Raw genomic sequence first — 26,204 nt, 5'->3', positions numbered from 1 at the left:
ATTGACAAATTGCCTTATTGATAATTTCTGGAGCCAAAGATACTACTTCCTATTCGAACCATCGTACTTCCGCATGAAATTGCAAGTTGATAATCGCCAGACATGCCCATTGATAGGATAGAGACGCGATTAATAGCGTCTTTACGAGTGGCAACCTTATCAAAAATTGTTTTTAGATGTTTGAATTCTTTTTCGATTTGGTTTTGGTTTTCAGTGAAGGTTGCCATTCCCATTAAACCTACGATTCGGATGTTTTTATAGTTTTCTTTATTATGCTGAATTTCATTCAGAATCTCATCTAATTCTTGTTCGTCTAACCCAAATTTACTTTGTTCTTCTGCAATGTAAACTTGCAACAAGCAATCAATCACACGATTGTTTTTAGCCGCTTGTTTGTTGATTTCTTGTAATAATTTCAAACTATCTACTCCATGAATCAAACTCACATAAGGCGCCATGTATTTGACTTTGTTGGTTTGTACGTGACCAATCATGTGCCATTCAATGTCTTTTGGCATGACTTCCCATTTGTCGGTCATTTCTTGGATTTTGTTTTCTCCAAAAATACGTTGCCCAGCATTGTAGGCTTCCATTAAATCATCTACAGGTTTGGTTTTTGAAACAGCAACTAAGGTAACGTGAGCTGGAAGTTGGGATTTTATGTTATTGAGGTTTTTTGAGATTGACATTGTATTCTATTTTATTACTGAGTAATCAAAATTAAAATTGTTTGACTTTAAAAAGATGGTTATTTCATTCAAAAAATCTTTTGCTTCTTTATTTGGTTTGTATTTTAATGCAACATTAATAGCTATTTGTTTTCCTATTGCCTCTGGATAAATTTTATAAATCTCATTACTCTCAACAACTTCTAAATAGGAATTTATTTTATTTTGAAGATGTAAATAGTGATTCTCATCATCCCAATTCAAATGATCAGAAATTGTTAATTGAACTTCATTTTCTGGAGTTATGCTTATGAAATCTATTATTGATGGATTATCTACAGCCATTTTATTCTTTTTAATGCGATTTCTCCTTTGTCGAAATGACAAAATTGTGTTTTAAACCTGAAACTTGAAACCTGAAACCAAACCTACAACTCATACACCACCAAACCACTTCTAAACTTCGGTTCAATGTAAGTTGATTTTGGAGGCATGATTAAATTGTTATCCGCTAAGGCTTTAATTTCATTAATGTCGGAAGGGTAGAGCATGAAGCCTACTTCAAATTCGCCTTCGTCGATTAAATCTTTTATTACAGAAATCGATTGCTTTCCTGGAATATAATCGATACGTTCGTCGTTTCTTAAATCTTCGATTCCTAATAATGGGAAAAGGACTTTGTCGTATAAAATTTGGGCGTCTAAATTGTCTAAAATAGAAGCTTGTTGGTGATTTTCTTTTTTGTAGAACAAAGCGTAAAAACTTCCATCTAAGTACATTCCAAATTCAAACTTGTTTTGAGGTTTCCAAATTTCTTGGTCTTTGGCCACAATGACGAAATGTTCTGATAACTTTTTAATGAAATTATCTTTCGACAAACCATTTAAATCGCGAATCAATCGGTTGAATTCGTAAATTTTGACGTTGCTTTCGGCAATTAAGAAACTCATGAAATAATTCAGATTTTCGTTACCTAAATGTTTGTCTTGCTCGAACAACAATTCCGCTGAAGCCGAACGATGATGTCCGTCTGCAATATATAAATTCGGGATGTTTTCGAAATGTTCTTGCAACCAATCGATTTCACTTTGGGTATCAATTTTCCAAAGTATGTGCTTTTCTTTATTGGTTGTCGAATATTCGTAAATAGGCTCACTTTGTTTTCGCAATGCAATAAACGTATTGATTGCCACACTATCAGGATAGGTAATCAAAACGGGTTCTGTATTAAAGTTGGTTTGATGCAAATAATCTTTGAACAATTCCACTCGATATTGTAAGGTATCTTCGTGCTTTTTGATGACATTATTTTGGTAATCTTTCACCGAAGTTCCTGCGATAATTCCCGTAAAAGTTTGTCCTTTCGATTGGATTTCGTACAGATAAAAAACAGGATGTTCTTCTTCAATTAGAATTTGATCGTGCTTAAAATCTTGATACTTGTTGGCAACTGCTTTAAAACGCTTTTCTAATGACACTTTTTGCGCATTAGCATAGGCAGGATGAATCACATGCAAAAACGAATAGGGATTAAAATTCAACCAAGCAGCAAGCTCAGCCGAACTATAATCGTCATACGTTCTACAGGTTACCAAAGCCACTTTGTCTGGCGCTGGTCGTACTGCTTTGAAAGGTTTTATTTTAGCCATATTTTTAGTGAAAAGTGATAAGTAAAAAGTGATAAGCAAGTATACTTTTTACTTATCACTTTTTACTTTTTACTTTGAAAATTGTTTTGCAACTTTCTCTGCTTTTTTGCTTTCTGAGTAATCGTAGAAACCTTCTCCCGATTTTACTCCTAATTTTCCTGCCATTACCATATTTACTAATAACGGACATGGAGCGTATTTTGGATTTTTGAATCCATCGTACATTACGTTTAGGATAGACAAACAAACGTCTAATCCGATGAAGTCAGCCAATTGTAATGGTCCCATTGGGTGAGCCATTCCTAATTTCATCACCGTATCGATTTCATAAACACCACCAACACCATTGTATAACGTTTCGATAGCTTCATTAATCATTGGCATTAAGATTCTATTGGCTACGAAACCTGGATAATCGTTAACTTCTGTTGGAACTTTACCTAATTTCACCGATAAATCCATAATGATTTTCGTAACTTCATCCGAAGTATTATATCCACGAATGATTTCAACCAATTTCATAATCGGCACCGGATTCATAAAGTGCATTCCGATTACGCGTTCTGGATGCACTACGTTAGCTGCAATTTGAGTAATTGAGATAGATGAAGTATTTGTAGCTAATATTACGTTATGATCGCAAACTTCACTTAATTGTTTGAAGATGTTGAATTTCAATTGTACGTTTTCTGTAGCCGCTTCCACTACTAAATCACAACCTACAACGCCATCTTTAACGTCAGTATACGTGATAATATTTCCGATTGTTTTGTGTTTGTCTTCTTCGGTGATACTTCCTTTTGACACCATTCTATCAAGGTTAGCGGCGATAGTTGCCATTCCTTTTTCTAATGATTTTTCTGAAATATCGATTAATTTTACGGTAAATCCGCTTTGCGCGAAAGTATGAGCAATTCCGTTACCCATAGTTCCTGCTCCGATTACTGCGATTGTGTTCATTATATTATTTTGGTTTCAAGTTTAAAGTTTCAAGTTTGTTTTTGTTGCTTATTTCTCCATTGATTGAATTATCATATGGGCCACTCTCAAAGCTTCGGTACCATCTTCTAAAGTTACTATTGGAGTGGTATTGTAGTTGATAGCATCCGCGAATGTTTCTAGCTCGTCCAATATAGCATTATTAGCTTCAACTCCTGGATTATCAAAATAGATTTGTTTTTTTACGCCTTCAGCATTTTGTAAAATCATGTCGAAATCACCTGGAACTTCTGGTGCGTCTTTCATACGAACCACTTCGCACACTTTATCCAAATAATCTACTGAAATGTAAGCGTCTTTTTGGAAAAAACGTGATTTACGCATGTTTTTCATCGAAATTCGGCTCGAAGTAATATTTGCAACACAACCGTTTTCGAATTCAATTCGTGCATTTGAAATATCGGGTGAATCTGAAATTACGGCAACCCCACTGGCATTTACTGATTTTACTTTCGATTTTACCACGCTCAAAATCGCATCAATATCGTGAATCATTAAATCCAAAACTACTGGAACATCCGTACCACGTGGATTGAATTCTGCCAAACGATGCGTTTCGATAAACATCGGATTGTTGATTTTATCTTTCACAGCAGTAAATGCAGGATTGAAACGTTCTACATGGCCCACTTGTCCTTTAACGTTGTGTTTTTTGGCTAAAGCGATGATTTCTTCGGCTTCTTCAACTGTATTTGAAATAGGTTTTTCGATGAAAATGTGCTTTCCAGCTTCGATAACTTGTTTGGCACAGTCAAAATGTTGCATCGTTGGTGTTACAATATCAACTACATCTACTGCAGCGATTAATTCAGCAATAGAATTGAATTTTTTATAACCAAATTCGGCTGCTACTTTGTTAGCGTTTTCATCAAAAGCATCATAAAAGCCAACTAATTCATATTTTTCAGATTGATTTAATAATCGCAAATGTATTTTTCCAAGGTGCCCAGCACCTAAAACTCCCACTTTTAGCATAAAAAATTAATTTTATCAAAAGTACGATTTTAGTTGAAAGTGCAAAAGTTTAAATTCCGAAACTTAGGAAAAAAGTTAGTTTGTTTTCTGATTTGTTTTTTGAGATTTTAAAGTTAATTTTACCCAAACAAAAACATCCCAAATTGAAAGATACTAATAAACATCAAGGACTTAGAAATCAGTTGGTAAAGCAATTGGAAGAAAAAGGAATTACCGACAAAAATGTGTTGGCGGCTATTAGTAAAATTCCCAGACACTTGTTTTTGAATTCTAGTTTTGAAGATTTTGCATACCAAGATAAGGCATTTCCTATTGGTGCAGGACAAACGATTTCACAACCTTACACAGTGGCTTTTCAATCACAATTGTTGGAAGTGCAAAAAGAGCAAAAAATTTTAGAAATCGGAACAGGTAGTGGTTATCAAACAGCGGTTTTGTCTCTTATGGGAGCAAAAGTGTATTCGGTGGAGCGTCAAAATGAATTGTTTAAAGCAACTTCTATTTTATTACCAAAATTAAATATTCGACCGAAACATTTATCATTTGGTGATGGTTATAAAGGGTTGCCAAACTATGCCCCTTTTGATGGGATTATTGTAACTGCTGGAGCTCCATTTATTCCCCAACCTCTAATGGCGCAATTGAAAATAGGAGGAAGGTTAGTTATTCCCGTGGGTGAAAAAGAACAAATCATGACACTTTTAATTCGTAAAAACGAAACCCAATTTGAGAAGCATGAATTTGGCGATTTCCGTTTTGTACCCCTTTTAGAAAATAAAAACTAATCAGCGAAGATTTGTTAATTTTTGTTTCAAAATTTCCAATTCGTCTAAAATAGAGGTAATTTCTTTTTCTTTGGATGAATTCCCAACCTCTATTCCTTTTTCTTGAAGAATTTCGGTAATAGCTTGGATGGCGAATGGGTTTAAATCAAAATTATGGTCGAGTTTCACTTTGTACCAAGCCACTAGTAATGGTTTTAATTCAATTTCTAGAATTTGAGCAAGGGTTTGAACTTGTTTTTTCGTAGGAATTCGATAACCGTTTTCAAACTTACTGATTAAAGCTTGATCAATTTTTGCTAGTTCGGCTAATTTTCGGGTTGAAAGTTCTTTTTCTAATCGCGCATTTTTTAAGATTTCTTTCATCTTGGATTTAATTAGAAACTTTTCTTTATTCGATCTAAATCGCGCTTGGTATCTTGCTCTTTTAACGATTCCCGTTTGTCATAGTTTTTCTTACCTCTGCACAATGCAATATCTAGCTTAGCCAATCCTTTTTCATTGGTGAACAAACGAAGTGGGACAATGGTTAATCCTTTATTATCGGAATCTTTAAATAATTTCTTTAATTCTTTCTTGTTTAAAAGGAGTTTACGTTCGCTTTTTGCTTTGTGGTTGTAATGGGTGCCGTATAAATATTCTTCGATATGCGAGTTAATGACAAATAATTCACCGTCATGAAATTCGCAAAAACTTTCAGTAATTGAAGCTTTTCCTAGGCGAATAGATTTGATTTCGGTTCCAGTTAAAACGATTCCAGCGGTGTATTTATCTAAAATTTCGTAATCGAATTTAGCTCTTTTATTAAGTATGTTAACGGTTTTTTGCATAAGGACTACAAATGTAAATTAAAATTCTAGCATTTTAAAACGATAACTAAAGTTTCCTGTTTTTAATTTCTGGTAATAATAGGTTTTTTGATAGATTCTTTTTGATTCATTAAAGATTATTTAATTTTTGAAAAAAAAATATCAAAATTGGAATTGCTTCATTTTTTTTTCTAATTTTATAGAATAACCTAACCTATGAAGCTATGAATACAACGTTTGAATTAATAGATAAAGAATTAATTACGTCTTTGAGTTTTCCTAAATCGGATGTATTGGAGAATAAAGACGAAATAGAGGCACGTAAGAATGATTTAGATAGAGCACTTTCTCTTGGAAATCTTGAGCATGTTAAAATAAAAATTTATTTTGAGGACGATCTATCTAAGAAAATGGTTGAAACTACTATTTGGGGTGTTACCGATAGTCGTGTTATTTTAAAGCAAGGTGTTGTTATTCCAGTAAACAGAATTCATAAGATTGTTTAATATAAAATTAAAAGTAAAATGAAAAGAATCGCCCTTTTTGGATTATTATTCTTGTTTACACTAGGTGGTATAGCACAAGAAACTGAGGAAGTAAAAAAAGCTAAATCAGAACAAGTAGCAAAGAAAAAGAAGGCTACAGAAAAGAAGATAACTGTTGCCAAGCAAGATCAAGATAAAAAAGTAAAACAAGCAGAAAAGGATATTGCTAAAGCTAAAAAAGAAACAGAAGCTAAAATTTCAGGAGCTAAAAAGGATTTAAAACAAAATAGTGCTTCAGAGAAAGGGCAGGCTAAATCAGCTGAAGGGAAAGTAAAATCTGATGCAAATAAAGCAGAAGCGAAAGCCAAAGCTACGAAAGCGGATTCAAAAGCTAAGGTTAAGAAAACAGCAACTGAGGAGAAAGAAGATATGAAAGAAACAGCTGCTTCAAAAGCTGCTGAGAAAAAAGTGAAAGACAAAGTTACTGGAGCTTATAAAGGCAAGAAAGTTTATACGGGACCAAAAGGAGGGAAGTATTACATCAACAAAAACGGTAATAAAACGTATATTGATTAAATAACTTTTCGAATGAAGACACTATCCTAAAGATGTGTAAGTTAAAAAATGGGTTTGACTTCAATTAAAGTTGAACCCTTTTTTTTTGTAGTGTCGTTACGAAATATATCAAAAGAACTATTTTAAATGTTTATTCTAGAGCTTGTTTTATAACTGATTTTCGAAATTACCTGATTTTCCGTTTTTAAATTCTTAATTTTGCTCTTTCTTTTTAGTAAAGTTTTCTATTTAAAAGCGATTAGAAAGACATAATTATTTTATTATTAGCAAGATGAAATTAGATATATTGGCCTTTGGAGCCCATCCAGATGATGTAGAATTAGGTTGTAGCGGTACTATAGCAAAAGAAGTTAGCCTTGGAAAAAAAGTGGGTATAATCGATTTGACAAGAGGTGAATTGGGAACACGTGGTTCTGTTGAAATTCGCAATTCCGAATCGGCAAAAGCCTCTGAAATTTTGGGAGTTGTAGTAAGAGCGAACTTAGATATGCGGGATGGTTTTTTTACGAATGATGAGGCACATCAATTAAAAGTGATTGAAATGATACGCAAATACCAACCCGAGATTGTGTTGTGCAACGCTATTACTGATAGGCATATCGATCATGGAAAAGGGAGTAAATTAGTAAGTGACGCTTGTTTTTTATCAGGCTTACGACAAATTAAAACGAAATGGAATGGTGTGATTCAAGAAGCATGGCGACCAAAAGTTGTGTATCATTACATTCAGTGGCAAAATATTGAACCTGATTTTGTGGTGGATATTTCAGCATTTATGGATATAAAAATGAAATCTGTCTTAGCCTATTCTTCTCAATTTTATGATCCAAAATCAAGTGAACCTGTTACTCCAATAGCTTCTAAAAACTTTTTAGATAGTATAAATTATAGAGCTCAAGACCTTGGACGACTTGTGGGAGTTGAGTATGCTGAAGGTTTTACTACAGAAAGATATTTGGCTGTCAATAGTTTAGGTGATTTGAAATAAAATAGTAGTAAAAAAGTAAAAAAAATCTTTGCAAGATTGTAGGAAACACCTATATTTGCACTCGCAAAAGAGTTAATTCTTTTTTGTTTAAAACAAATGGTGATTGTAGCTCAGTTGGTTAGAGCGTCGGATTGTGGTTCCGAAGGTCGCGGGTTCGAGACCCGTCTTTCACCCTTTTTTAGTATAATAGCTTAAAGCATTATAGATGCGGTTTTAGAGAAATTTAAAGCCGCTTTTTTTATGCCTAAAATAACCGATATTTTAAAAATTGAATACGCAAACGAATACGTTTTGGGATACAATAAACAATATTCAGAACCTAAAATTTATGATGCCAATGGTAACATTAACGGTCGTTGGTATGTGTATTATTCATTTAGAAATCCTGAAACAGGCAAGCTTGAAAGGCAAGCTCCAATTTACGCAGGTGTAAATCAATTCAAAGATTTAAAAGAAAGAAGGGAGGCAGTTAAAATTCTTCGTGAAAGCGTTTCAATAATTCTCAAAAATGGTTATAATCCCTTTAATCAAGAATCAAATATTGATGAAGTTAAAAAGTATAGTATTTCAGAATCTGTTGATTTTGTTTTAAATTTAAAGAAAAATTCCTTCAAAGAAAGTAGTTATAAAGATTTTGAAAGCCGAATTAATCAATTTAAAAAGTGGCTTTTAGAAAATGGTTTTAATGGAAGATATATTGATTCAGTCAATAAAACAACCGTTATTAAATATTTGAATTATGTTCAATTAAAAAGTAGCGCAAGTAATAGAAATAATACACGTTCCAATTTAAGTTTGTTTTTTAAATGTTTAGAGGATAATCAAATTATACCTTTAAATTTCATTAGCAAAATATCAGTTTTAAAATCAAATCCTGAAAGACATAAAACTTATTCTATTGCTCAAGAAAAAGATATTTTTAGTTACTTAGAAATTAATAATCCTGATTTGTTACTATTCATAAAGTTTGTTAGTTACAATTTTTTGAGACCTTTAGAAGTATGTAGATTAAGAGTTAAAGATATAGATGTCATTGAAAAGAGATTGCGGATTCAAGCAAAAAATAAGCTTGTGAAAATTAAAATTATTCCTGGAAAACTCATTAAAGAATTACCTGATTTAACTGGTTTTAATCCAGAAAACTATTTCTTTAGTAGGTATGGTCTTGGAAAGGAATGGGATGCAGCAGAAACAAATAGAAGAGATTATTATAGTAAAGAGTTTAATAAAGTAAAGAAAAAATTCAACTTGGGTATTGATTACGGTCTTTATAGTTTTAGACACACATTTATTACAAAATTATACAATGAATTAGTTAAGGAAAGCACACCATTTGAGGCAAAAAGTAAATTAATGTTAATCACAGGTCATACCACGATGAGTGCCCTCGAAAAATATCTTCGAGATATTGATGCGGTGCTCCCCGATGATTATAGTGATATGATAAGATAAATTAAATTTTCCACCCAACACGATAAAAATTACCAATTTGCTGGATAAAAAAATTATACTGGAGCTTGTTATGGTTCTTAAACAAAAGCTTTAACTTGTATTCGTTTAGCGTGGGAAAATCCAGCCATACGGCAATAGTTTTGTTATTTGAAACAAAACGTACCACGTTACCGAAACGCTTATCGTAGCTACTCTCGTAAAGCTGTATGTTTTCGTTGATACCAGGTTGTAATTGCTTGAAGATTTCAAAGGCAATTTTTAGATCTAAATCATTCATATTATAAAACAAAAAAACCGCTATAAATATAGCGGTTTTTGTTAAAATTTTGCTTCAATTCCGTACTCTTTGTTCATGTATTCATTTATGGCGTTTAAAGCTTCAATGACATTTGTTTTTTCTCTATTTAAAAAGAAGTACAAACTAAAATCTTCTAATTCATAAAAAATAAACGTAAATTCGTCGTTGTTATCTTCTTCAATGAATCTGTTAAGTAATTTTTTCTTCATTTTTTCATTTTCGACACTAACGTAAATAATAGCATTGTTAGTTCTAAAAAGAAAATCATCAAATATATGCTTAATTGTTTTTGGTAAATTACAGCAAAAGTTGTCTTTAACTCCAGCAACAACGTTTACTATATCTAATTGATATACATTTGCTTGTAAAAATTCATCATCAAAATCAGTTTGCTCAATTTCTCTTTTAAGTATTCTTAATAAGTGAATATTTTCTGTGTTTGTTTTTATAAAAAACTGAGAGCCCATAGGGCTCTCGTTGGGTTGATATTGTAACATATTATTATTAACTACATTTGAAAAGTTAATTTACCTTCTTTGAAATCGTTAGCAACTTTTTCTAACTCATCAGCTTTACGCTTCATCATAGCGTCAATTTTTGATTTAGCTTCCGGATTTAATCGTTCAACCTTAAAAGCTAAAACTTTTTTGGAAACATTACTCATAATAATTATTTTTAAAGGTTTAATGCGGTAAAAGTAATATATTTAATATCACATATCCAAAAAAAACAACTTAAAAATGTTGTTTTTAACTAAAATTTACAAATATCGTGCCACTAAACAAAAAAATCCGTTGCAATTTACAACGGATTTTTACATTTGGAACTAAGTATTTCGACGCACTTTATTTCTTTTTTATCGCAGCTTTTTTCTTCACAGCAACAACCTTACCTCCTTTTTTTACAACGTGGTTTTTCTTAACTGTACCGTCTTTTTTTCTACGACCGTCAACACCAACCGTTTTAGCGCATAATGTTGTTAAACCTTTTGTAACTGGTTTTTTTAAACCCTTTTTTTCTTTAATTATACGGTTTGCTAACACGTTTATTGCTTTTTTCAAGTCACTAATTCTCTTTCTTACAGCTTCATTTGTTCCATTTGGAGAACTTTCATACTTAGCCAAAGATTGATTTAATGATTCATAAGCCTTGTTTACATCATTATAACTATCTCTTAATGCGCTTTGTACAAAGCTTTGTGCTTTTGTTAAAGGTTTTTTCTTTTTATTGATTGATGCTCTTTTTTTTGCCATTTCTGCAAATCTTTTACGAGCTTCTAACTGCTTTGCTGTTGGTTTTTTTGTACTCATTTTGATTGTTTTTTTGATTGATGATTGATTATTTTATCACAAAACTAAATTCTACTTCTTCAACTGGTTGCAACTCGGTTGCTGGTGTCTTTGGTTCTTCTTTAGCATTTGGATTGTAAGTTGTTCCCGATGCAATATTGTAGCGTATATCTTCGATTGCAATTAACGTGTATCTGTTTTTGTCGAAATAAGCGTAATTTTCAGAAAATGAGCTTTCTTTTACCATTTTTATAATAATGTCGCCGTCAAAAACAACTTCTGCACCGCCTTTGGTTCTTCCTGTGGTTGTTTGCTGGAAAATGACAACAAAAACTTTTCCGTTGAATTTTTTACGCAAATCTTCATCTAAACGAATTGCACCGACCATACGTTGTAATTTTTGCCAACTATCAATAAAAATTATCTCGTAATCTTTAATAAAATCGTACAGCTCCACAATGTTTTCAACTTCGCCTACAGTGTCGATGTTTTCCTGTGCTTCAATAGATAAATATTTTGAAACTTTATCTTTTGCAAGGCTACTCGCTGGGTGTTCCTCTAAAGAAAGAAACAAACACTTATTACCAGTAATAGCGAAAGAATTCATGAACTTATACAAAGTTGTAGTTTTACCAGCTCCTTGCTGTCCGTCCATTGTAATAACAACGCTTTCAACTGGCTTGCGTTCTACTTGTTGTAAGAATTTACCAACTTCGCCAGCAACGGTATAAAATTCGCTTTCTTGGTCGTTTCCAGCCAATGCAATTTTTGAAATTTTAGCGTGCTTTTTTGGTGCTGATTTTGGCGTTACTTTTTTTACTCCAAACAACGAAGTTTGTCCTTTTGAATCAACTTTTACTGGTTGTTCAATTGGTTTTTGAATTTCTTTTTTTTGTGCTTTTATTGGTTTTTTTGCTTCTGAATCTAACGTGTTTTCGTCAGTCCAAATGGTTTTATTTTTACCTAAATTAAGTTCGAATTTTACATCATTTCCGATTTTAACTACTTTGGAAATTTTGACCATTTCACCTTCCCATTTCACCAAATCGTTAATAGCGTAGCGCATCGGTTTAGTTTTGGTCTTTTTTTGGACTTTAGAAACTGGCTCTTCACTTGGTTTTACAACCTTTTTAGTTTCTTTATTTGGTTTTTGAACTGGTTTTTTGGTCTTTTTTTGAACTTTAGAAACTGGTTCAATATTTGAAAAATCAACATTTTCTAGTAAATAATCAACTGCTTTTTGAGATAGAGTAGAAGCCTTAAAAATGAATTTATTATCTTCTTTCATCATTTTAATTAAAGCATCTCTATAACCTTTAATATAGGTTAAAGAGTTTCTAACAGTATAATGCAAAATACCAGCGTGAGAACATAACAACATTGCGCCAATTTCAGCAACTAGCTCCTCAAAACGATAAGCTTTTTTATCTTCAAAACTACCGTCCCTTTTTCTTGTGTCATTTTCTCTATTAAGACGTTTTGAGTGTCCTGTTGAATGTATAATTTCGTGAAAAAATACAGTATAATAAGCCTGAACAAATTTAAACTGCTCTAATGGTGTCATTTCAATTTTGTCAAGCTTCGGAAAATAGGCTGGTTGATTTCCTTTAAAGACAAATTCAGGTTTTGGGTTTGGATAAGCTTCAATTATAGCCTCACAAGTTGGAATTTTCTCGTGATGATTTACGATTTTTACCATTTTTCCAGCTAACTTGAAATTATCTAAATCAAAATCTATTCCCTCAATATCAGCACCATTAAAAACATTGTAATATTTTATAAAAGCTACTGAATTTTGATTTGCAAATTCTTGTACCGATAAATTAAGTTTTAATCTTTCTATTACATTGTTTTTCACTACAAAATCAATGAATTTTTGTAGATCATAAGTAACAAAATCTAACCCTAATTCTTCAACAATGCAACTATACTTAAACGAATAATAAGTAACCATTTTGCCTTTTGAACCTTTTTTTAACTTTCCTTTGTTAGCTTCAATTTGCTTAAAAGTTAAAAAGTAAGGGTTTTTTAATGTTGGTTGTGTATTATCAAATAAATGTGGATTCAAAATAATTTGGTTGATGCTTCTATACGGTTTTTTTGTTTCGTAATTATAAGCAAACAAATAACCGTCTTGGTCATCATTCCAAGTTTTATCCCAATTATCAAGCGGTTTTTCTAACCCCTCAATTATCATTTTTGTAATGGTATCGTAAATTTCGTTTGGGGAAACCGCTTTATTTAAACCATTGTTTTCAATTTCGTTTAAACTGTCAAAATCAATTCCGTTAAGTATTGATTTTGGCACAACTTCAAAGGCGTTTTCTTTGATTTCTATTTCCCACTCATCACAATCAACATCATTTAAAACGTTATCAACACGCTTTTTAACGTGGAATTGCTCCTCGTTTTCTGCCATAATGGAAATTTGTTGCAATTCTTCACGAGTTGCAACCATTCCATTTAATCCGTTAAATTTTTCAACTGCCTTACTCATTGTGTTATTGTTTGATATAAATTTCTGTTCCTGCTACTTCAATAACAGCTTCAACAGTTAACTTGTCAATATCAAAAGACATAAAGTCCATTGTAAAAGCTAAAACGGAAGCGGTTGGTAAAACAACTGGAATATTAGCTATTTTAAGTTGGTTGTTTGCAGGAATTGAAATTTCACTTAGCACTGGCTTTGCAGTAGCTAAATATTTGCCATTGTAAAAGAAATTCATTCTTTTTAAAGTAGCTATGTAACCGCTAACTTCAAAATTTTCACCTGATGGATTTAACATTGTAACATCAACATCCAAACGAATATCGGTTAATGTCAATTTTAAGTTTCTAAAACCACTTACTGCGATTGTGATCTTTTCAAAAATCGCCTTCAATCGCATAGCTTTTCTATATCCATAAAATGAAATCAAGGTTAATAAAGCCACGATTGCTATAATTATTTTTGTTCTAGTTTTTAGTGCCATCTTAAAAAAGTGTTTCAGGGTTTAGTAACACACCTGTTTTAGCGTTGTAAACTTCTATATGAATGTGATTTGTCATTGTACTGCTGTACTTTGCGGAAATATTTTGAGCCACACCAATAACTTGACCTTGATTAACTTGTGAGTTAACCAAAACAGTTGGTTTCATATAGAAAATTTTTACTCTGTATTGAGAGTTAACAATTTCGATTCCTGTGTAACTTAAATCTGAATTATACGGAAAAGGAAAACGTGTTACTTTTCCTGAAATTGGACTTAAAATTTGTTGTCCTACGGTTGTTTTTATATCTAGTCCGTTGTGTGTTCTTGTGCCACGACTTGCTCCAAACGAACCACAACCCCAATTTTGGTCGCAACCTCTTGGAATATTATCTTCTGTAACTTTTCCAAACGCCTTATTTGTACCCATAATTAAGTATGTTATTAAAATTGCTCCTGCTATGTACCAGTAACTTTTTTTCATTTAAATAAATATTCTGCCGAATCGCCACGCCAAAAAAAGTGAAGAAATACCGCCAATCCACGCTAGTAATTTTACCCAAAAAGGAACGTAAGAAACAGTTTTGGTTATAGTAATTGTTTTGGTTTTTGTGAAAATCCTAGCTTTTTTCTCTGATTTAGTTTGAAGCTCCGAAATTGTTTCCTGAAGATTTGCCACAAATGACAAAAGCCGTTTGTTTTTATCAAAAACTAGCTTATAATTATTGTTACCTGATTGCTTGTAAAAATTAAGGCTTTCAAGTAATTCAGTTGTTTTCTCGTTACAAATACTATCGCAATTTGTATCACCTGTTTTGATTAGAGGTAAGATTTTAGCAATACTATCCGCAACAGCTTTACTTATCTCTTTTTTATGATCGGTTGCAACAGAAATAAAAGAACCGTCTTTTAAACTTGTATCTTGTTCGATAATTGGTTTTTTAGATTTACAACCTACAAATAAAAACGATGTTATTGCCAATACAAAAAGAAAAGCAAACCAGTATATTAAGACTTTTTTCATTATAGTTTTCTTTTTACCCAGTTACCAACTCCGTCAAATATATCCGATACTAAACCCTCAACTTCTTTATGAACTATAGTAGACATACCACCAGCCCAAACACATATAACATATACTATTAACCTATGCAGTTCTAACCATAAATCAAAGATTGCAAATGCGGTTAATGCAACAACTAAGCTCATAAAACCCTCAGCTACTACCCATTTTATAGTAAGTTTTGTATTTTCCTGAATTGCTTTCCATGCTTTAATGCCTACACCTCCAACAACAACTAAAAATAAAGCTAAGGCTTCTTTTATGGCTTCTAAATTTTCTATAAACCACAGTACTAATTTTGATTTCATATATTATTTTTTTATGGTTTAGGTTCGCTTACAGGAAGAATATTAGTGTCTATGTGTATAACAGCCTTAGGAGTGTTAGAAGCTTCATCACGATAAGAATAAATTTGAAATCTTTCTAACGGATTATAAATGAATCCTTCTGAGTTTGGATATTCGACTAAATACTCTTCGTTAATATCAAAACTAAAACTGAGTTGACCTGTTAAATTGATGCCCTTACAATATGTATTTAATGGAAAAACTACGTTAGCTCCCAAAAATGGAAAAGCATCAATAATTAAAAATTTTCCATTATGTTCAGGTAAAACAAATACATTACCGTCTACGTCAGGAGATAATTTTACGACTTGTTCTGTAACTTCTCCAGAACCGCCACCGCCTTCTACATTTATATTGATGAAAACACCTGCATTACCTATCATTTTTTCAAGTTTTTATAAATTATTAATGAAGTAGCCACTGCAACTATGATAAAGCCTAATGAACTACTTTTTTTTTTAATGGTATTCCTAAAATTGCAATGGCATCATTGTAATCTTTATCAGAAATGTACTTAGCGTATGCCGAACCATTTTCAACTAAAATAATTGCCTTTGAAAGAGCAATCATTTTTTCTTGGGTTAGTTCTCCAATAATATTTGATCCTATCATTTTGATTACTGTACTGATATATGCAGTAGTATTATTTTCAAAGTTTGGAGCAAATTCAGAGATTATTTCCGTAACAGTTTTTTTTCCTTTTCTTGAATAGTCATTGTAAATATCACGCATCAAAGCTCTAAGACCATACCTTAGTTGGGTAAACTGTTCAAATCTTGAATCCAAGCTTTGCTCGTATGGAATTTTACCAATCCATGCATTAGCTGAACGTACTAAATTGCCCGGGTTATTATTTCTAATTCCTCTAGGTAACGAAGGGTTATTTAAATAGCTTGTAAACATTAGATAGTTACTTTTTTAGGGTTCTTTTCAAATGCTTTACCAATTCCGTAACCTACTGGAATAGCAAGCAAAAGCCACCACCAATTAAAACCATTTTTTCTATTTCCAATTATGGTAATTTCTTGACCTTGCAACTCATTCATTAGAGCAACATCAAAATAAGTTTTAGAACCTACATTGATTTGCATTTTTTGATTTGTTCCAACGTGAGAAAATTCTAAAACTGAATTTACAGGAACATCAATAGCAAAGTTTCCATTGAAATCTGTAATAACGCCTCTTGGTGGATTTGAACCAACAACTAAAACGTTAACCGAATCTAACGGCGAACCTTCATAATCTGTTACTTTTCCTTTGACTAGCATATTATAGATAATTTGGATATTTTAATTTCAATGTTCTGTACTCTTCACTTGTAACTCCTAGCTCTTGTTTGAGCCAGCCAACTAAACCAAGTGGAGAGCCGCCCCAATCATCACCACCAGTCCACGAATTGTAATTTTTTAAACCAAAAGCTCCAATTACTTGGGCAAATTGAGTTTGTGTTACATTTGTAAGCTCAGAAACAATTTCATCTTCTTTTGTTCCAAACATATCCATTAGCGCGTATAAATTATCTGCGGTGTTTTTTGCGTTAAAAAGACTAACGGAACCGTTTGAACCTGTATCGTTATTTCCTGTTGGGTCGTCAAATCCTGTAGAACTATCAGGTTTTTTTCTAAACAAAAAATATCCTATTGTAATAACGCTAATAACAGTAATGACAATTCCTGCTTTTTTTTGGTTTTCTGTAAGTTTCATATCTTAAAACATGTTAGGTACTAAAAATCTTAATTGATTCAATTCTGATTCGTTAAATTGGTCTGAGAACCATTCTACCATATTCATTTTGTCTGAAAAAGGTACAGTTCCTTGACGATGCCCAAATGCGTTATAAACTTTTATGAATGCATTATAATTTAAACCAGCTATGTTAGTTTTAACAATCTCAAAACCATTACCGAAACCCAACATTGCTTGATAGATAGTCTCAGCCTTTGTTATAGCTTGATTATTTGTGATGTTTGAAATTGGATAGTTTGAATTTTCTTTCAATGAAACGAAACGATTTGTAAACCGATAGTACAAATACATTCCACCGCCAACTATTACAATTGTTTTGATTAAAAAAGGAATTACAGAAGCTGTAGCCTGAACAACTGCTTTTTGATTTTCAGAAGCATTAGTAATTGCTTTTTGTCCTGCTGATGAACCAGCAATTAGTAAAGCTGGATTTCCTAATTTTTTAATATTTTTTGGTTTTGTTTTCATATAAAAGAGGGGGTAAGGTTTTAGCGGCTACATAGGCAAGTTGCAACCGCTTAACCTCATTTAAACAACACAACTAAGCCATAAATGTTTTTATCATTCCAATATTGGAATTAAATTTTGCGATTGCCTTTTCGGAACTAGCTAGCTCCGATAAATTTTTTAGTGTGGTGCTGTCTAGTTTAGCAATTTTTTCTAATGCTTCTTTTTTTGCCTTAAACTCGAAAGGGTCATTAGACTTCACTTTCATAGTTAGTGTTACTTCGTTTTCCTGCATAATTATTCTGTTGGTTGTGGGTTTAATAAATTTTCTAATTTCTCATAGAAACCTTCGGTAGTTGCAATCTTGGTTGCAACTTCATAAAGAGCTTCAATTAAAGCATCTGAAATACTTGGATTTGATAGATACTGAATAAATTCGGCTTTAATTTGAGTTATGTTATGTTGATTTGTTTGTACTGGAGCATTAAGACCTGAACTTGAACCACCACCCCCGAAAATAGAACCGAGTTGCGGTAAGGCTTGAATAACTCCTAAAATCATGTTGTTTTGAGAATCTTTTCCAGCCGTATCATATTCACGTTTTAGCTTTTCTTCTTTAAGGTCGAAAATATCTTTTTCAAGACGTTCGTTTTTTTCCTTTAAATATTTGTTTTCTTCCGCAAGCCTTGCACTTTCTTTAGAATCAGCCATTAAATTTGCAGCTTCATAAAAACCCAAACCAACAACCTGCTGACCATTTAAACCGCTACTCAAAGGGCTAAAAGGTGCAGGTGTAGGAGTTGGAACAGAATTGACAGCAGTATTTTTATCTTGAAAAGTTAAATTTCTAATAACGCTTCCTGTGTTTTTCCAGCCTGAACCGTTTTTCTTGTACTCCTGTACTGAAAAAGAAGTTATTCCGCTGTTTTTTAAGTGTTCAAAGTAGTTTTCTACTGACCCATATTTCTGAACTAACGAACTACCTAAAGTAGTAGTAAGTACTTTGTTCATAGTTGAATCATCAACAATACTAATAGCGTAATATTGATTATTTTTCAACTGGTTTACTATGTTTAAAAATTCTTGCCTCATTTTTAACATTTTTCTTCTTTTGGAACTAATACCGTATAATCTAAAATTAAATCATTGTTATCTTGATTGAAGATTAACTCAATGTCGAAATGATTTCCATTATCGCTCACGTGAAATGGCATTGTTGGAACTCCTGAAACATCAACAGCTAGAACTTTTCTAACTACACCATTAAAAATGAAAGTAGTAGCAACGTTAGACAAATTAGATACTACAATGCTTGTTACATTTTTTTCTCTAAAAGTTCGTTTTGATTTGATTGGCTCTGAAACTATTGATACTTTAGGCATGATTAACAGTTTTGATTATTTGATACTTTAATTAATATTAATTGTGCTGTGAAAGTTTTTGTAAATTGTTCGGTTGATCGGACTTCGAAACGTAATTGTTTTCCCGATGTAAACGGTTTAACAGGCTTAAAACCTCTGTCATAACTCGCTTCTCTTGAACGATAATTGTCAATGTGTTGGGGTTTAGAAACATCTTGACCGCCAACTTGTATTGATGCATTAATAATTGCAGGATTACTACTTAATCCGTTGTGGAAAATCACAGCTCCTACAACTGTAGAATTATCGTTATCAGTTGATACATTTGGCAATACTAATCCAGTTTCACCAGCTTCTACTGTAATTTCAATTACTTCTTCTATAAAGTTCATATTGATTGATTGATTTTAAAAAAACCCAAAACCTTTACGATTTGGGTTTTTTTGATTAGAACTTACTCTTAAACTGTTGCATCAGGTTGCAAATAGAAACCGTGTAATTCAAATTTATAGATTTCGTTTGCAGCTGGAGCACCCGCTAAATCAGGAGTCATTTTGAAAACTTTTTTCTCTCTGATTACAAATGGATTTACTTTATAAATATCGTCAGCAATTCCAGTTGATGATCTTAAATTTGTAATTACACCAATAGGTATTTTAATCAATTCTCCACTTTGGTCGATTGTTAATTCTCCATTTTCAAATGCAGGCGATGCTTTTCCAGTAAAAGCTGTATTTTTAGAGTTTGAAGTACCATCTACACCACCAGCAAAAACGGCACGTAAACCTGTTACTACAAATGGATACTGTAACATTGCTTTATCAATGTTTGTTACACCGATTTCCTCACTATTTTTAGCTAATAATAAAGAATTTTGCTCAATTTGGTCAGCTCTACCTGCGACATATAAAACCCCTGTTTTTGGGTTATAACGACCGTCAGCACCCCAAGAAGGTAAATTTTTACCTTTTCCAACTGATGCAATTACCTCTTGAATTTCTTGTGAAAATGTGTTCATTTTTCTGTTATTTTTTGATTGATGATTGATTTTTTTTGATGATTGTGTTTTATTATCTAGTCAATTAACTAGCTAAGTCAAAAACTTTTTTTGGTTGTTCGGTTGCAATTGGTAAAATTGGCATTCTTAACATTCTTCTAGGACGTCCTAAAGCTGGATAAGAAGTAGAAGCACAAGGACAACCTAAAGCACCTGAAACAATTCTTGAAGAAGTTGTTCCTGCTGGCATGGTTGCAACCTTATCTTTAACAAAGTGCGTAATAATTCCTTTAGCTCCTCCACCTGCAAGCCCAAAGCCTGCACCTCTTAGTGCGTTTGCTCCCATATCTGAACCTTTTACCATTAAGGCAAGGGCAATACCTCCAACTAAACAAACGGCATTGATATGCATTTTTTTAGTTTTTTGTTCGTCAGTTATTAAAGCTTCATCGTCCACTTTTGCGTAAGCATTAGCGATACCGTTTGGAGCTAAAAAACCTAACGTTGCGCCTGTAACAGTTGCTACTCCAGCGCCAATTTCTGCTGATTTTGGTTTTTCAAATTTCATTTGTAATTGATTTAATTTTTAATTGATGAATTATTTTAAAACTTTGTACCCAATGAATCCAGCTAACAACAAAAGCCATGGGAAAGTTGTTTTTTTCTCGTTTTCTGAACTATTCTCGTTTTCTATAATTGTTGGGTTACTAACAGTATTATCGCCCTCAATTGGTATTTGTATAACATCATTTCCAATTTCTTCTATCGGTGTATCAATAGGCTCAGTAATAACATCTACTGGAAGTGTAACTTTTAGATTTTTTTGAAATTCTAAATATTTTACCATAAAACTTTTTGTAGTTTGGTAATTGTATGGGCTGGTTTCCTGAACAATTGATGCGTTTGGAACTTCAACGGCAACATTTTTCAATGAAAAATTTGCATTGTAATTACCTAGTGTTTCTACTTCTGTAATTATAGGATTAAACAAAACCTCCAGCATTAAATTCCTTAGATCAATAGCCTGAGTTGATAAACTGTGATTTTGATTGTTTTTATAAAACTCTTTTATGATGGCAATTCGTTGCAACAGAATGTTTATCATTTCATAAGTTTGAACATCTACATTTTTAGTTTTATTATAGTGTTCTAAAATCAAACTTTTTTCTTCTACCACATCAACTATAATGCTTCCTACTTTTTCAGAAAAGTTTTCAAGTAAAAGCATTTCGCTAGCAGTTGGCTCGTAATTACCCCTAACATCATTATTTAAAACTTCTATACTTTCAGTATTGGAAGCCACATTTGCAGTACGATTCCAAAAAGAACTACCACCGCTTCCTATTTCATCAGCCCAATCGCCAAACGAACCTATTTCACTACTAATAGTTAGAGTGTTTACTGCTAAATAAGCATCTACAACTCGAGCCGCTTTAACAATTAAAGATTTCAAAGCTCTACCTAACCAACCGTTTAAACCTGAATTCATATTTATTATTTAACTGGCTTTTTAGCCGTTTTACTTCCTTTATCTTCCAATTTTGAAAATCCCCATATTGCCAAACCACCAAAAGCTAAAGCACCTAGAAGAAAACTACCAGCATTTGAAGTGGTTTTTGTTTGGTTGTTTTGGTCATATATGTTTTGTCCGTTTTCATCAATTGCACCAGTTCCACCAGTTCCACCTCCAGCAAATGAAACTAGAACAGTTGATAATCCTTGTAAAAATGTTTCTGCATTGAAACTACTAGGATTTGCAGATGCTTGTTCTACATAAGGAGTAAATTCAAAAGCTGGGATTTGAGAAACACCTGACTTTAATTTAAAGCTTTGTACATTTGATGTATAGGTAACATTTGGGTCTGTATAAGTGAAAAAGAAAGCTGGGTCTATTCTTTCAAAATCCACATTATTTCTGTATACTTTCGTTGAAATAATAGACATTTCGAAATACTTTTGTAACCATGCAACTAAACCAACATGAACAATTTTTTGATAGAATTCTAAGGTCTTTTGCATTCTAATAATAGAATCAGCTGTACATTTATTCCAACCTTCTGATTGTTTAGCAGCATAAGCCTTTAAAGCAGTAAAAAGAATTCCTTCAAATTGATTAAAGCTAGAAGACAAAAGAGCCATGTTTTGAGCTCTAACCGCTTCATTAATTTTAGTTAGTACATTTTCAAAATACAAACCGATTTTCTCCTGTTCTGCGTTAGCTCTATCGCCTGAAAAAGCCGAACCGCCCCAACAACTTATCGGAGTATTGAAATAGTCTTTAACACCGTCAAAGCTTAATTCTCCAGCAATGTTTTCCAACCAGCTTGGGTCAGATTCATTGTAGGGATTGTCAGGAGATTCAGGAGTACTTCTCAATCCTTTTAAACCAAAATGTTCTAATTTATCCATGAAAAAATCTTTTTTATCAATGTAACTTGGTTCTCTTGTGCTTTTCAAAGTGCCGTCAATAGTGTAATAGCCATTTTTTAAACTTCCTGAATCTTGATTTACAGGAACAATTACATACACATGTGTAAAACTTTCAGGCATGTAAGCAGGTTGTTTTATTTTTCTGATGTAATGTGCAACCCCTAGTTGCAACAAAATGCAACTAGCTATTACGGAATAACTTTTGCAGTCAATGCCCTCATAGCGATGTTTCCAAGCATAAGCTGGAGAGCGCAACAATTGCGCTTCGCCGTCAGCTTCATACTGAAAATGGTTATACAAAAAATCGTGAATAGCAAAACACGTTTCACTCAAAGAACCTTTTTGCAATTTGGTTGCAACCAATTTTACTTCGTGATTGTTTTCTAATGCCCACTTGATTATAAGCTCTATACTGGTGTGAGTGTCGCCCTTTCCTAGTCTTACTTTTTTTTCTTTCGGAGTAGGAAAGAGGCTGTTGTACTCGTTGCCGTTTTTTAGAGGTCTGATTAACGCATTGTAACTCACTTTTATTGGTTTTATCCTGATTGCTGGTTACAAAATTGCGAAAGGTGTTTTTTTGGTTGCAATGGGTTGCAACCAATGGTTGCGAAGTGATACGGAGTGTTTAATGTTGTTATGAAAAATCTTTATTTATAGTTATTTGGAGAAATACTTTACAATATTTTTTATATTGCAATGATTTATTAATTTCCACCATTATGACTTTAGAACCTGTAAATGATTTCTTCTCTAACATTAAAGAAAAATTAACCAATCCTTTTTTTAGTACATTAATTTTTGTTTGGTTAGTTCGTAATTGGGAGCTAGTTTACTCAATTTTTAATTTCGATGAATGTTATACTCTTGAAACTAAAAAGCAATTCATAGTTAGCTATTATAGAGATAAAACAATAGTAGAGGAACTATTTATTAATATTGGAATTGCACTATTATTAATGTTATTAGGTTACATAATGCTATTTCTTACTAGAACTTTTACAACTTGGTTCGATTTTAGTTTAATGCCTTCGGTTACAGGAAAGGTTATTACAAGTAAAGTTGTTCAAAGAGAATTGTATGATGAAGTATTTAAAGAGAGAAATGAGTATGCAGAAAAGTATGAAGAACAAAGAAAATTAGTAAGGGATTCATCTAAAGAATATGATGAAATAACAAAAAATTACCAAGTTCAATCTTCTACAGTTTCAGTTTTAACGACTAAAGTAAATGAGTTAACTAGTGAAAATGCACAAAACATGACAGAAATAAATAGATTAACAATAAACGAAACTAATCTTACAAATGAAATAAAAAGAATTAAAAATGATAATTCAAATCTTTTAGATTTTAAAGGTTTTCAAGAAGTTCAAAATTATCAATATTTGCAAATAATTAGTCATTATAGACCTGTTCAGACAAAAGAACATTTACCAAAAATAGTGAAAGAGCTTTATGATAATTTGGTTAAAAATGGTTTACTTAATGAATTTTATTCTGTCGCTCAATTTTTAACTAATGGAGGAGATGTTGCAACTAAAAAAATTGAAAGAATGGTTGAATTAAAAGCGGTTTATAAATTCAAGAATTCAAATGAATATAGATTAACACCTTCTGGTAATTTTCTATATATCAATTGGGTAGTATTAGTAGGCGTAGGTTAATAACTTTCCTTATTTTGAGTGAAATTTAATTTTAAGCCTATTTCTTATTAGAAAGGTGTACACTTGTGAACCACCCTCTAAAACCTTCTTAAAATGCTTTATTTTAAGTTCTTCGCCTACTAAGTCTTTATATTTTCCTGCGCCGATTAGTTTTGTGCCTTTTTCAGATACAACTTCATAACGAATTACGAAATGTCTATTAATTTCCGCAATTATTGGATTATTAGATTTTTTAACACTCATAATTCATAGTTTCTTGGTAGTCCGTAAGTTTCCATAAATTCAATTAATTCTTTGTGCCATATTTGTCGAGGCATTACCTTTCCAAATTTTGGTAAACCTCTATTTTCTTTAATGATTGCGTTAATTCCGTTTCTAATTTGTCTACTTGTCATATCTAAAGCATACATTTCGAAAAGTTTTTTCTTATCACAGCTGTAAGGGAATTTCTTTTTTTCGGTTTGATTTATATTTGATGCACTCATGCTAATAGGATTAGGATTTTTATTTTTAAGGTTTTATTAAAATATTGCCATCTTGTAAAACTCTAAAATTGAATACTCTTTTGTGGTTTATATCATAAACTCGAATTTCTCTTATTCTTCCTTTTTTGATTTTTATCAAGTGGAAAGTTTTTGTTTGATTGGTAACTTGTAACGGAAAATTTGATAAGGCAAATGCTTTAATTTGTTCAATGAATAATTCTTTAAAGAAATTGAAAATTTTGTTTTTCATACTGTTACGTTTTTTGATTGATGATTGATTTTTATTTTTGTTATTCGCAAATAGAATAAACCGACTTGCAACCGTTCATTTCTTCGTCAAATTGAAATAAATCTCCAGTTGCATTTTTATCATTTCTATATCTCACAACATCGTTTAATGTTGGATATTTTTTCCCTTTTGATGAAATTTGAGATTTATATCTTGGTGGAACTTTATCAGGTGGAAAAAATGTCGAATTTGCTGTTATTTCTGCTTCTTGTATTTTATCTATTGTTTCAGGATAATTTTTTATAATCAAATCGATTTCATTTTGAGTACACATTATACAAGGAAAGCAACCAACTCTTGAAAATCCTTTAAAATAAAGTGGATTTACATTGATTTCTCTATTCAAAGAATACGATAAAACTTCGTCAGCAGTAGAGTTAAAAAATGGTCGATAAATATCATCTGCATAAATTTTACACCATTCAAATACTTCTTTTTTTCTATAAGTATGATACTTTTTATCTTCCTTACCAATAGCTAATCTTGCAATTGCTTTATTTAATTTTTTTTGCAATACCAATGATAGTTTTGGTTTTTTCGATAAACTTTCAACAATCATTGTATTGGTTTGGTATGGTTCAAAATAATACTTAAAAAATCTACATTGTGTATCCATTTTTGAACGACTTTCACTTTCATCTGCTCTAATTCCTTGTAATATTAAAAGATGTTCTTTTTGGTCTAAAACATAATCAATCATAGGAATTACTTTTAGTTCCGTAGTGCAAAATTTTGATTTTGTAGATGGAAAACGTTTTTTCTTAACTGCTAAATCAACCATTCCGTTATACTTTTTTGAAATCAAATTAATATAAGTAACTCCTAATTTTTTTATTACATAATCTATATGCGTGTAGGTTATTTCATGTTCCCATTTTGTATCACAAAATAATGCTGTAACATTTTCTACACCATATTTTTCACAAGCATAAATTAATGTTGCTTGACTATCTTTTCCTCCAGAGAAAGGGACTAATATTTTCATTATGAAATGTTTATTATTTCTTTAAAAATTAAATCTTTGAATTTGTTTTGAACATATTTTTCATAGTCGTTGCAATTGTTCAACTTATCTGTACAGCATTTTAATAATACAATTGCGTCCGTAATTGATAGGTTGATTGAAACTAGGTTTTTGTTTTTTGAGGTTCTCTCAATCTTATTTCTCAAACTGAAATAGAGTTTTCTTGAAACCTCTAAAATCAATAGATTGCTTATGTGTTCGTCTGAACATTTTTGATACATTCCAATTCTATAATTTGTTAGGCTAACAAAATTTTCAAGTAAGAGCTGCAATGTTTCAACTTCGGCAATCTCTATTTTTTTGATGCTTATGCTACTCATAATTTTTGTTCTGCAATTAGTTGTTTTGTTTGGTTATCGTAAAACTGGATTACTTGTGTGTGCTTAAAATAAATTGACTGTTGAAATCTCCCCAG

General features: G+C 31.9%; 40 protein-coding genes and 1 tRNA gene. 7 read left to right on the top strand and 34 right to left on the bottom strand.

The features are described from left to right. Positions 1 to 14: 14 nt before the first annotated feature. The 5 genes from BUE95_RS06160 to BUE95_RS06140 form a co-directional block, all read right to left on the bottom strand. Complete coding sequence (locus BUE95_RS06160) at positions 15 to 689, bottom strand: YggS family pyridoxal phosphate-dependent enzyme (RefSeq protein WP_073582567.1); 675 nt, start codon at positions 687 to 689, stop codon at positions 15 to 17. Positions 690 to 695: 6 nt separating this feature from the next. Further along, complete coding sequence (locus tag BUE95_RS06155; RefSeq protein WP_073582565.1) at positions 696 to 1,013, bottom strand: DUF6572 domain-containing protein; 318 nt, start codon at positions 1,011 to 1,013, stop codon at positions 696 to 698. Between the two features lie 83 nt (positions 1,014 to 1,096). Further along, complete coding sequence (locus BUE95_RS06150; RefSeq protein ID WP_073582563.1) at positions 1,097 to 2,317, bottom strand: DUF1015 domain-containing protein; 1,221 nt, start codon at positions 2,315 to 2,317, stop codon at positions 1,097 to 1,099. A 69-nt stretch (positions 2,318 to 2,386) separates the two neighbouring features. Continuing rightward, the gene (locus BUE95_RS06145) at positions 2,387 to 3,277 is read right to left on the bottom strand and encodes a 3-hydroxyacyl-CoA dehydrogenase family protein (protein WP_073582561.1); all 891 of its coding nucleotides are present in this window, start codon (positions 3,275 to 3,277) and stop codon (positions 2,387 to 2,389) included. Positions 3,278 to 3,325: 48 nt separating this feature from the next. Next, the gene (locus BUE95_RS06140) at positions 3,326 to 4,291 is read right to left on the bottom strand and encodes a Gfo/Idh/MocA family protein (RefSeq protein WP_073582559.1); all 966 of its coding nucleotides are present in this window, start codon (positions 4,289 to 4,291) and stop codon (positions 3,326 to 3,328) included. Between the two features lie 143 nt (positions 4,292 to 4,434). Between BUE95_RS06140 and BUE95_RS06135 the strand changes: the two genes are divergently transcribed. Next, a complete protein-coding gene (locus BUE95_RS06135; RefSeq protein WP_073583494.1) occupies positions 4,435 to 5,076 on the top strand; it encodes a protein-L-isoaspartate(D-aspartate) O-methyltransferase in 642 nt (213 codons plus the stop codon). Here BUE95_RS06135 and BUE95_RS06130 read toward each other — a convergent pair whose 3' ends face one another. After that, a complete protein-coding gene (locus BUE95_RS06130; protein WP_073582557.1) occupies positions 5,077 to 5,439 on the bottom strand; it encodes a helix-turn-helix domain-containing protein in 363 nt (120 codons plus the stop codon). Between the two features lie 11 nt (positions 5,440 to 5,450). Next, positions 5,451 to 5,903 (bottom strand): SsrA-binding protein SmpB, encoded by a 453-nt coding sequence (gene smpB, locus BUE95_RS06125; RefSeq protein WP_073582555.1) that lies wholly within the window; start codon positions 5,901 to 5,903, stop codon positions 5,451 to 5,453. 203 nt (positions 5,904 to 6,106) lie between these two features. On the opposite strand from smpB, the gene BUE95_RS06120 reads away from it, so the two are divergent. The 5 genes from BUE95_RS06120 to BUE95_RS06100 all read left to right on the top strand — a co-directional run bounded on the left by BUE95_RS06120 (position 6,107) and on the right by BUE95_RS06100 (position 9,383). Further along, the gene (locus BUE95_RS06120; RefSeq protein ID WP_073582553.1) at positions 6,107 to 6,388 is read left to right on the top strand and encodes a hypothetical protein; all 282 of its coding nucleotides are present in this window, start codon (positions 6,107 to 6,109) and stop codon (positions 6,386 to 6,388) included. A gap of 18 nt (positions 6,389 to 6,406) precedes the next feature. Further along, complete coding sequence (locus BUE95_RS06115) at positions 6,407 to 6,943, top strand: hypothetical protein (RefSeq protein WP_073582551.1); 537 nt, start codon at positions 6,407 to 6,409, stop codon at positions 6,941 to 6,943. Between the two features lie 271 nt (positions 6,944 to 7,214). Next, positions 7,215 to 7,931, top strand: coding sequence for a bacillithiol biosynthesis deacetylase BshB1 (bshB1, locus tag BUE95_RS06110; protein WP_073582549.1), 717 nt, complete (start codon positions 7,215 to 7,217; stop codon positions 7,929 to 7,931). A 98-nt stretch (positions 7,932 to 8,029) separates the two neighbouring features. Next, positions 8,030 to 8,105 (top strand) — tRNA-His (locus BUE95_RS06105). Positions 8,106 to 8,171: 66 nt separating this feature from the next. Next, a complete protein-coding gene (locus BUE95_RS06100; protein WP_073582547.1) occupies positions 8,172 to 9,383 on the top strand; it encodes a tyrosine-type recombinase/integrase in 1,212 nt (403 codons plus the stop codon). Between the two features lies 1 nt (position 9,384). On the opposite strand, the gene BUE95_RS06095 is transcribed toward BUE95_RS06100, so the two are convergent. From BUE95_RS06095 to BUE95_RS05995, 22 genes are all read right to left on the bottom strand, one after another. Further along, positions 9,385 to 9,660 (bottom strand): hypothetical protein, encoded by a 276-nt coding sequence (locus BUE95_RS06095; RefSeq protein ID WP_073582545.1) that lies wholly within the window; start codon positions 9,658 to 9,660, stop codon positions 9,385 to 9,387. Between the two features lie 41 nt (positions 9,661 to 9,701). Continuing rightward, positions 9,702 to 10,178: a hypothetical protein gene (locus BUE95_RS06090; protein ID WP_073582543.1), complete on the bottom strand. Its 477-nt coding sequence runs from the start codon at positions 10,176 to 10,178 to the stop codon at positions 9,702 to 9,704. 11 nt (positions 10,179 to 10,189) lie between these two features. Next, the gene (locus tag BUE95_RS13635) at positions 10,190 to 10,345 is read right to left on the bottom strand and encodes a hypothetical protein (RefSeq protein ID WP_159433497.1); all 156 of its coding nucleotides are present in this window, start codon (positions 10,343 to 10,345) and stop codon (positions 10,190 to 10,192) included. Positions 10,346 to 10,526: 181 nt separating this feature from the next. Next, the gene (locus BUE95_RS06085; RefSeq protein ID WP_073582542.1) at positions 10,527 to 10,991 is read right to left on the bottom strand and encodes a hypothetical protein; all 465 of its coding nucleotides are present in this window, start codon (positions 10,989 to 10,991) and stop codon (positions 10,527 to 10,529) included. A gap of 28 nt (positions 10,992 to 11,019) precedes the next feature. Further along, a complete protein-coding gene (locus BUE95_RS06080; RefSeq protein WP_073582541.1) occupies positions 11,020 to 13,467 on the bottom strand; it encodes a zincin-like metallopeptidase domain-containing protein in 2,448 nt (815 codons plus the stop codon). Positions 13,468 to 13,471: 4 nt separating this feature from the next. Then, positions 13,472 to 13,942: a hypothetical protein gene (locus BUE95_RS06075; protein WP_073582540.1), complete on the bottom strand. Its 471-nt coding sequence runs from the start codon at positions 13,940 to 13,942 to the stop codon at positions 13,472 to 13,474. A 1-nt stretch (position 13,943) separates the two neighbouring features. Continuing rightward, entirely contained in the window at positions 13,944 to 14,423 is a 480-nt protein-coding gene (locus tag BUE95_RS06070; protein ID WP_073582539.1) for a M23 family metallopeptidase, read from the bottom strand. Further along, entirely contained in the window at positions 14,424 to 14,963 is a 540-nt protein-coding gene (locus BUE95_RS06065) for a hypothetical protein (protein WP_073582538.1), read from the bottom strand. It abuts the gene before it with no gap. After that, on the bottom strand, positions 14,963 to 15,310 hold the full coding sequence (locus BUE95_RS06060; RefSeq protein ID WP_073582537.1) for a hypothetical protein: 348 nt from the start codon (positions 15,308 to 15,310) through the stop codon (positions 14,963 to 14,965). Before BUE95_RS06060 ends, BUE95_RS06065 begins: the two co-directional genes overlap by 1 nt. Positions 15,311 to 15,321: 11 nt before the next feature. Beyond that, the gene (locus tag BUE95_RS06055) at positions 15,322 to 15,732 is read right to left on the bottom strand and encodes a hypothetical protein (RefSeq protein WP_073582536.1); all 411 of its coding nucleotides are present in this window, start codon (positions 15,730 to 15,732) and stop codon (positions 15,322 to 15,324) included. Positions 15,733 to 15,787: 55 nt separating this feature from the next. Beyond that, positions 15,788 to 16,252, bottom strand: coding sequence for a hypothetical protein (locus BUE95_RS06050; RefSeq protein ID WP_073582535.1), 465 nt, complete (start codon positions 16,250 to 16,252; stop codon positions 15,788 to 15,790). Then, on the bottom strand, positions 16,252 to 16,617 hold the full coding sequence (locus BUE95_RS06045; RefSeq protein WP_073582534.1) for a carboxypeptidase-like regulatory domain-containing protein: 366 nt from the start codon (positions 16,615 to 16,617) through the stop codon (positions 16,252 to 16,254). Before BUE95_RS06045 ends, BUE95_RS06050 begins: the two co-directional genes overlap by 1 nt. Position 16,618: 1 nt before the next feature. Next, positions 16,619 to 17,053, bottom strand: a complete 435-nt coding sequence (locus BUE95_RS06040; protein ID WP_073582533.1) for a hypothetical protein — start codon at positions 17,051 to 17,053, stop codon at positions 16,619 to 16,621. Between the two features lie 3 nt (positions 17,054 to 17,056). After that, positions 17,057 to 17,563 carry a hypothetical protein gene (locus BUE95_RS06035; RefSeq protein WP_073582532.1) on the bottom strand — a complete coding sequence of 169 codons (507 nt, stop codon included), beginning with the start codon at positions 17,561 to 17,563 and terminating at the stop codon, positions 17,057 to 17,059. Between the two features lie 73 nt (positions 17,564 to 17,636). After that, a complete protein-coding gene (locus BUE95_RS06030) occupies positions 17,637 to 17,837 on the bottom strand; it encodes a hypothetical protein (protein ID WP_073582531.1) in 201 nt (66 codons plus the stop codon). 2 nt (positions 17,838 to 17,839) lie between these two features. After that, entirely contained in the window at positions 17,840 to 18,634 is a 795-nt protein-coding gene (locus BUE95_RS06025) for a hypothetical protein (protein ID WP_143165232.1), read from the bottom strand. Between the two features lie 2 nt (positions 18,635 to 18,636). Further along, positions 18,637 to 18,924, bottom strand: coding sequence for a hypothetical protein (locus BUE95_RS06020; RefSeq protein ID WP_073582529.1), 288 nt, complete (start codon positions 18,922 to 18,924; stop codon positions 18,637 to 18,639). 2 nt (positions 18,925 to 18,926) lie between these two features. Continuing rightward, positions 18,927 to 19,295, bottom strand: coding sequence for a hypothetical protein (locus BUE95_RS06015; protein WP_073582528.1), 369 nt, complete (start codon positions 19,293 to 19,295; stop codon positions 18,927 to 18,929). Between the two features lie 68 nt (positions 19,296 to 19,363). Continuing rightward, positions 19,364 to 19,921 carry a hypothetical protein gene (locus BUE95_RS06010; RefSeq protein WP_073582527.1) on the bottom strand — a complete coding sequence of 186 codons (558 nt, stop codon included), beginning with the start codon at positions 19,919 to 19,921 and terminating at the stop codon, positions 19,364 to 19,366. Between the two features lie 64 nt (positions 19,922 to 19,985). Then, a complete protein-coding gene (locus tag BUE95_RS06005) occupies positions 19,986 to 20,468 on the bottom strand; it encodes a hypothetical protein (protein WP_073582526.1) in 483 nt (160 codons plus the stop codon). Between the two features lie 30 nt (positions 20,469 to 20,498). After that, the gene (locus tag BUE95_RS06000) at positions 20,499 to 21,389 is read right to left on the bottom strand and encodes a hypothetical protein (protein ID WP_073582525.1); all 891 of its coding nucleotides are present in this window, start codon (positions 21,387 to 21,389) and stop codon (positions 20,499 to 20,501) included. A 5-nt stretch (positions 21,390 to 21,394) separates the two neighbouring features. Further along, on the bottom strand, positions 21,395 to 22,855 hold the full coding sequence (locus BUE95_RS05995; RefSeq protein ID WP_073582524.1) for a hypothetical protein: 1,461 nt from the start codon (positions 22,853 to 22,855) through the stop codon (positions 21,395 to 21,397). Between the two features lie 194 nt (positions 22,856 to 23,049). On the opposite strand from BUE95_RS05995, the gene BUE95_RS05990 reads away from it, so the two are divergent. Next, positions 23,050 to 23,991: a hypothetical protein gene (locus tag BUE95_RS05990; protein ID WP_073582522.1), complete on the top strand. Its 942-nt coding sequence runs from the start codon at positions 23,050 to 23,052 to the stop codon at positions 23,989 to 23,991. Between the two features lie 9 nt (positions 23,992 to 24,000). Here BUE95_RS05990 and BUE95_RS05985 read toward each other — a convergent pair whose 3' ends face one another. From BUE95_RS05985 to BUE95_RS05965, 5 genes are read right to left on the bottom strand one after another with little or no spacing between them, the layout of a single operon-like run. Next, positions 24,001 to 24,234, bottom strand: a complete 234-nt coding sequence (locus BUE95_RS05985; RefSeq protein ID WP_073582520.1) for a hypothetical protein — start codon at positions 24,232 to 24,234, stop codon at positions 24,001 to 24,003. Continuing rightward, the gene (locus BUE95_RS05980; RefSeq protein ID WP_073582518.1) at positions 24,231 to 24,476 is read right to left on the bottom strand and encodes a hypothetical protein; all 246 of its coding nucleotides are present in this window, start codon (positions 24,474 to 24,476) and stop codon (positions 24,231 to 24,233) included. Before BUE95_RS05980 ends, BUE95_RS05985 begins: the two co-directional genes overlap by 4 nt. 25 nt (positions 24,477 to 24,501) lie before the next feature. Continuing rightward, positions 24,502 to 24,726 carry a hypothetical protein gene (locus tag BUE95_RS05975; protein ID WP_073582516.1) on the bottom strand — a complete coding sequence of 75 codons (225 nt, stop codon included), beginning with the start codon at positions 24,724 to 24,726 and terminating at the stop codon, positions 24,502 to 24,504. A gap of 40 nt (positions 24,727 to 24,766) precedes the next feature. Next, positions 24,767 to 25,750 (bottom strand): phosphoadenosine phosphosulfate reductase family protein, encoded by a 984-nt coding sequence (locus BUE95_RS05970; RefSeq protein WP_073582514.1) that lies wholly within the window; start codon positions 25,748 to 25,750, stop codon positions 24,767 to 24,769. Continuing rightward, positions 25,750 to 26,109, bottom strand: coding sequence for a hypothetical protein (locus BUE95_RS05965; protein WP_073582512.1), 360 nt, complete (start codon positions 26,107 to 26,109; stop codon positions 25,750 to 25,752). Before BUE95_RS05965 ends, BUE95_RS05970 begins: the two co-directional genes overlap by 1 nt. Positions 26,110 to 26,204 lie beyond the last annotated feature (95 nt).

This window comes from Flavobacterium cucumis (assembly GCF_900148835.1).
Classification (GTDB): domain Bacteria; phylum Bacteroidota; class Bacteroidia; order Flavobacteriales; family Flavobacteriaceae; genus Flavobacterium; species Flavobacterium cucumis.
The sequence above is the reverse complement of the archived record's forward strand: the minus strand, read 5'-3'. Positions and strand labels throughout refer to the sequence as shown.

Bases quoted from the DNA above. Each gene is read 5' to 3' on its own strand.
- BUE95_RS06160 (WP_073582567.1), bottom strand. From the start codon at position 689: ATGTCAATCTCAAAAAACCTCAATAACATAAAATCCCAACTTCCAGCT.
- BUE95_RS06155 (WP_073582565.1), bottom strand. From the start codon at position 1,013: ATGGCTGTAGATAATCCATCAATAATAGATTTCATAAGCATAACTCCA.
- BUE95_RS06150 (WP_073582563.1), bottom strand. From the start codon at position 2,317: ATGGCTAAAATAAAACCTTTCAAAGCAGTACGACCAGCGCCAGACAAA.
- BUE95_RS06145 (WP_073582561.1), bottom strand. From the start codon at position 3,277: ATGAACACAATCGCAGTAATCGGAGCAGGAACTATGGGTAACGGAATT.
- BUE95_RS06140 (WP_073582559.1), bottom strand. From the start codon at position 4,291: ATGCTAAAAGTGGGAGTTTTAGGTGCTGGGCACCTTGGAAAAATACAT.
- BUE95_RS06130 (WP_073582557.1), bottom strand. From the start codon at position 5,439: ATGAAAGAAATCTTAAAAAATGCGCGATTAGAAAAAGAACTTTCAACC.
- smpB (WP_073582555.1), bottom strand. From the start codon at position 5,903: ATGCAAAAAACCGTTAACATACTTAATAAAAGAGCTAAATTCGATTAC.
- BUE95_RS06120 (WP_073582553.1), top strand. From the start codon at position 6,107: ATGAATACAACGTTTGAATTAATAGATAAAGAATTAATTACGTCTTTG.
- BUE95_RS06115 (WP_073582551.1), top strand. From the start codon at position 6,407: ATGAAAAGAATCGCCCTTTTTGGATTATTATTCTTGTTTACACTAGGT.
- bshB1 (WP_073582549.1), top strand. From the start codon at position 7,215: ATGAAATTAGATATATTGGCCTTTGGAGCCCATCCAGATGATGTAGAA.
- BUE95_RS06100 (WP_073582547.1), top strand. From the start codon at position 8,172: ATGCCTAAAATAACCGATATTTTAAAAATTGAATACGCAAACGAATAC.
- BUE95_RS06095 (WP_073582545.1), bottom strand. From the start codon at position 9,660: ATGAATGATTTAGATCTAAAAATTGCCTTTGAAATCTTCAAGCAATTA.
- BUE95_RS06090 (WP_073582543.1), bottom strand. From the start codon at position 10,178: ATGTTACAATATCAACCCAACGAGAGCCCTATGGGCTCTCAGTTTTTT.
- BUE95_RS13635 (WP_159433497.1), bottom strand. From the start codon at position 10,345: ATGAGTAATGTTTCCAAAAAAGTTTTAGCTTTTAAGGTTGAACGATTA.
- BUE95_RS06085 (WP_073582542.1), bottom strand. From the start codon at position 10,991: ATGAGTACAAAAAAACCAACAGCAAAGCAGTTAGAAGCTCGTAAAAGA.
- BUE95_RS06080 (WP_073582541.1), bottom strand. From the start codon at position 13,467: ATGAGTAAGGCAGTTGAAAAATTTAACGGATTAAATGGAATGGTTGCA.
- BUE95_RS06075 (WP_073582540.1), bottom strand. From the start codon at position 13,942: ATGGCACTAAAAACTAGAACAAAAATAATTATAGCAATCGTGGCTTTA.
- BUE95_RS06070 (WP_073582539.1), bottom strand. From the start codon at position 14,423: ATGAAAAAAAGTTACTGGTACATAGCAGGAGCAATTTTAATAACATAC.
- BUE95_RS06065 (WP_073582538.1), bottom strand. From the start codon at position 14,963: ATGAAAAAAGTCTTAATATACTGGTTTGCTTTTCTTTTTGTATTGGCA.
- BUE95_RS06060 (WP_073582537.1), bottom strand. From the start codon at position 15,310: ATGAAATCAAAATTAGTACTGTGGTTTATAGAAAATTTAGAAGCCATA.
- BUE95_RS06055 (WP_073582536.1), bottom strand. From the start codon at position 15,732: ATGATAGGTAATGCAGGTGTTTTCATCAATATAAATGTAGAAGGCGGT.
- BUE95_RS06050 (WP_073582535.1), bottom strand. From the start codon at position 16,252: ATGTTTACAAGCTATTTAAATAACCCTTCGTTACCTAGAGGAATTAGA.
- BUE95_RS06045 (WP_073582534.1), bottom strand. From the start codon at position 16,617: ATGCTAGTCAAAGGAAAAGTAACAGATTATGAAGGTTCGCCGTTAGAT.
- BUE95_RS06040 (WP_073582533.1), bottom strand. From the start codon at position 17,053: ATGAAACTTACAGAAAACCAAAAAAAAGCAGGAATTGTCATTACTGTT.
- BUE95_RS06035 (WP_073582532.1), bottom strand. From the start codon at position 17,563: ATGAAAACAAAACCAAAAAATATTAAAAAATTAGGAAATCCAGCTTTA.
- BUE95_RS06030 (WP_073582531.1), bottom strand. From the start codon at position 17,837: ATGCAGGAAAACGAAGTAACACTAACTATGAAAGTGAAGTCTAATGAC.
- BUE95_RS06025 (WP_143165232.1), bottom strand. From the start codon at position 18,634: ATGAGGCAAGAATTTTTAAACATAGTAAACCAGTTGAAAAATAATCAA.
- BUE95_RS06020 (WP_073582529.1), bottom strand. From the start codon at position 18,924: ATGCCTAAAGTATCAATAGTTTCAGAGCCAATCAAATCAAAACGAACT.
- BUE95_RS06015 (WP_073582528.1), bottom strand. From the start codon at position 19,295: ATGAACTTTATAGAAGAAGTAATTGAAATTACAGTAGAAGCTGGTGAA.
- BUE95_RS06010 (WP_073582527.1), bottom strand. From the start codon at position 19,921: ATGAACACATTTTCACAAGAAATTCAAGAGGTAATTGCATCAGTTGGA.
- BUE95_RS06005 (WP_073582526.1), bottom strand. From the start codon at position 20,468: ATGAAATTTGAAAAACCAAAATCAGCAGAAATTGGCGCTGGAGTAGCA.
- BUE95_RS06000 (WP_073582525.1), bottom strand. From the start codon at position 21,389: ATGAATTCAGGTTTAAACGGTTGGTTAGGTAGAGCTTTGAAATCTTTA.
- BUE95_RS05990 (WP_073582522.1), top strand. From the start codon at position 23,050: ATGACTTTAGAACCTGTAAATGATTTCTTCTCTAACATTAAAGAAAAA.
- BUE95_RS05985 (WP_073582520.1), bottom strand. From the start codon at position 24,234: ATGAGTGTTAAAAAATCTAATAATCCAATAATTGCGGAAATTAATAGA.
- BUE95_RS05980 (WP_073582518.1), bottom strand. From the start codon at position 24,476: ATGAGTGCATCAAATATAAATCAAACCGAAAAAAAGAAATTCCCTTAC.
- BUE95_RS05975 (WP_073582516.1), bottom strand. From the start codon at position 24,726: ATGAAAAACAAAATTTTCAATTTCTTTAAAGAATTATTCATTGAACAA.
- BUE95_RS05970 (WP_073582514.1), bottom strand. From the start codon at position 25,750: ATGAAAATATTAGTCCCTTTCTCTGGAGGAAAAGATAGTCAAGCAACA.
- BUE95_RS05965 (WP_073582512.1), bottom strand. From the start codon at position 26,109: ATGAGTAGCATAAGCATCAAAAAAATAGAGATTGCCGAAGTTGAAACA.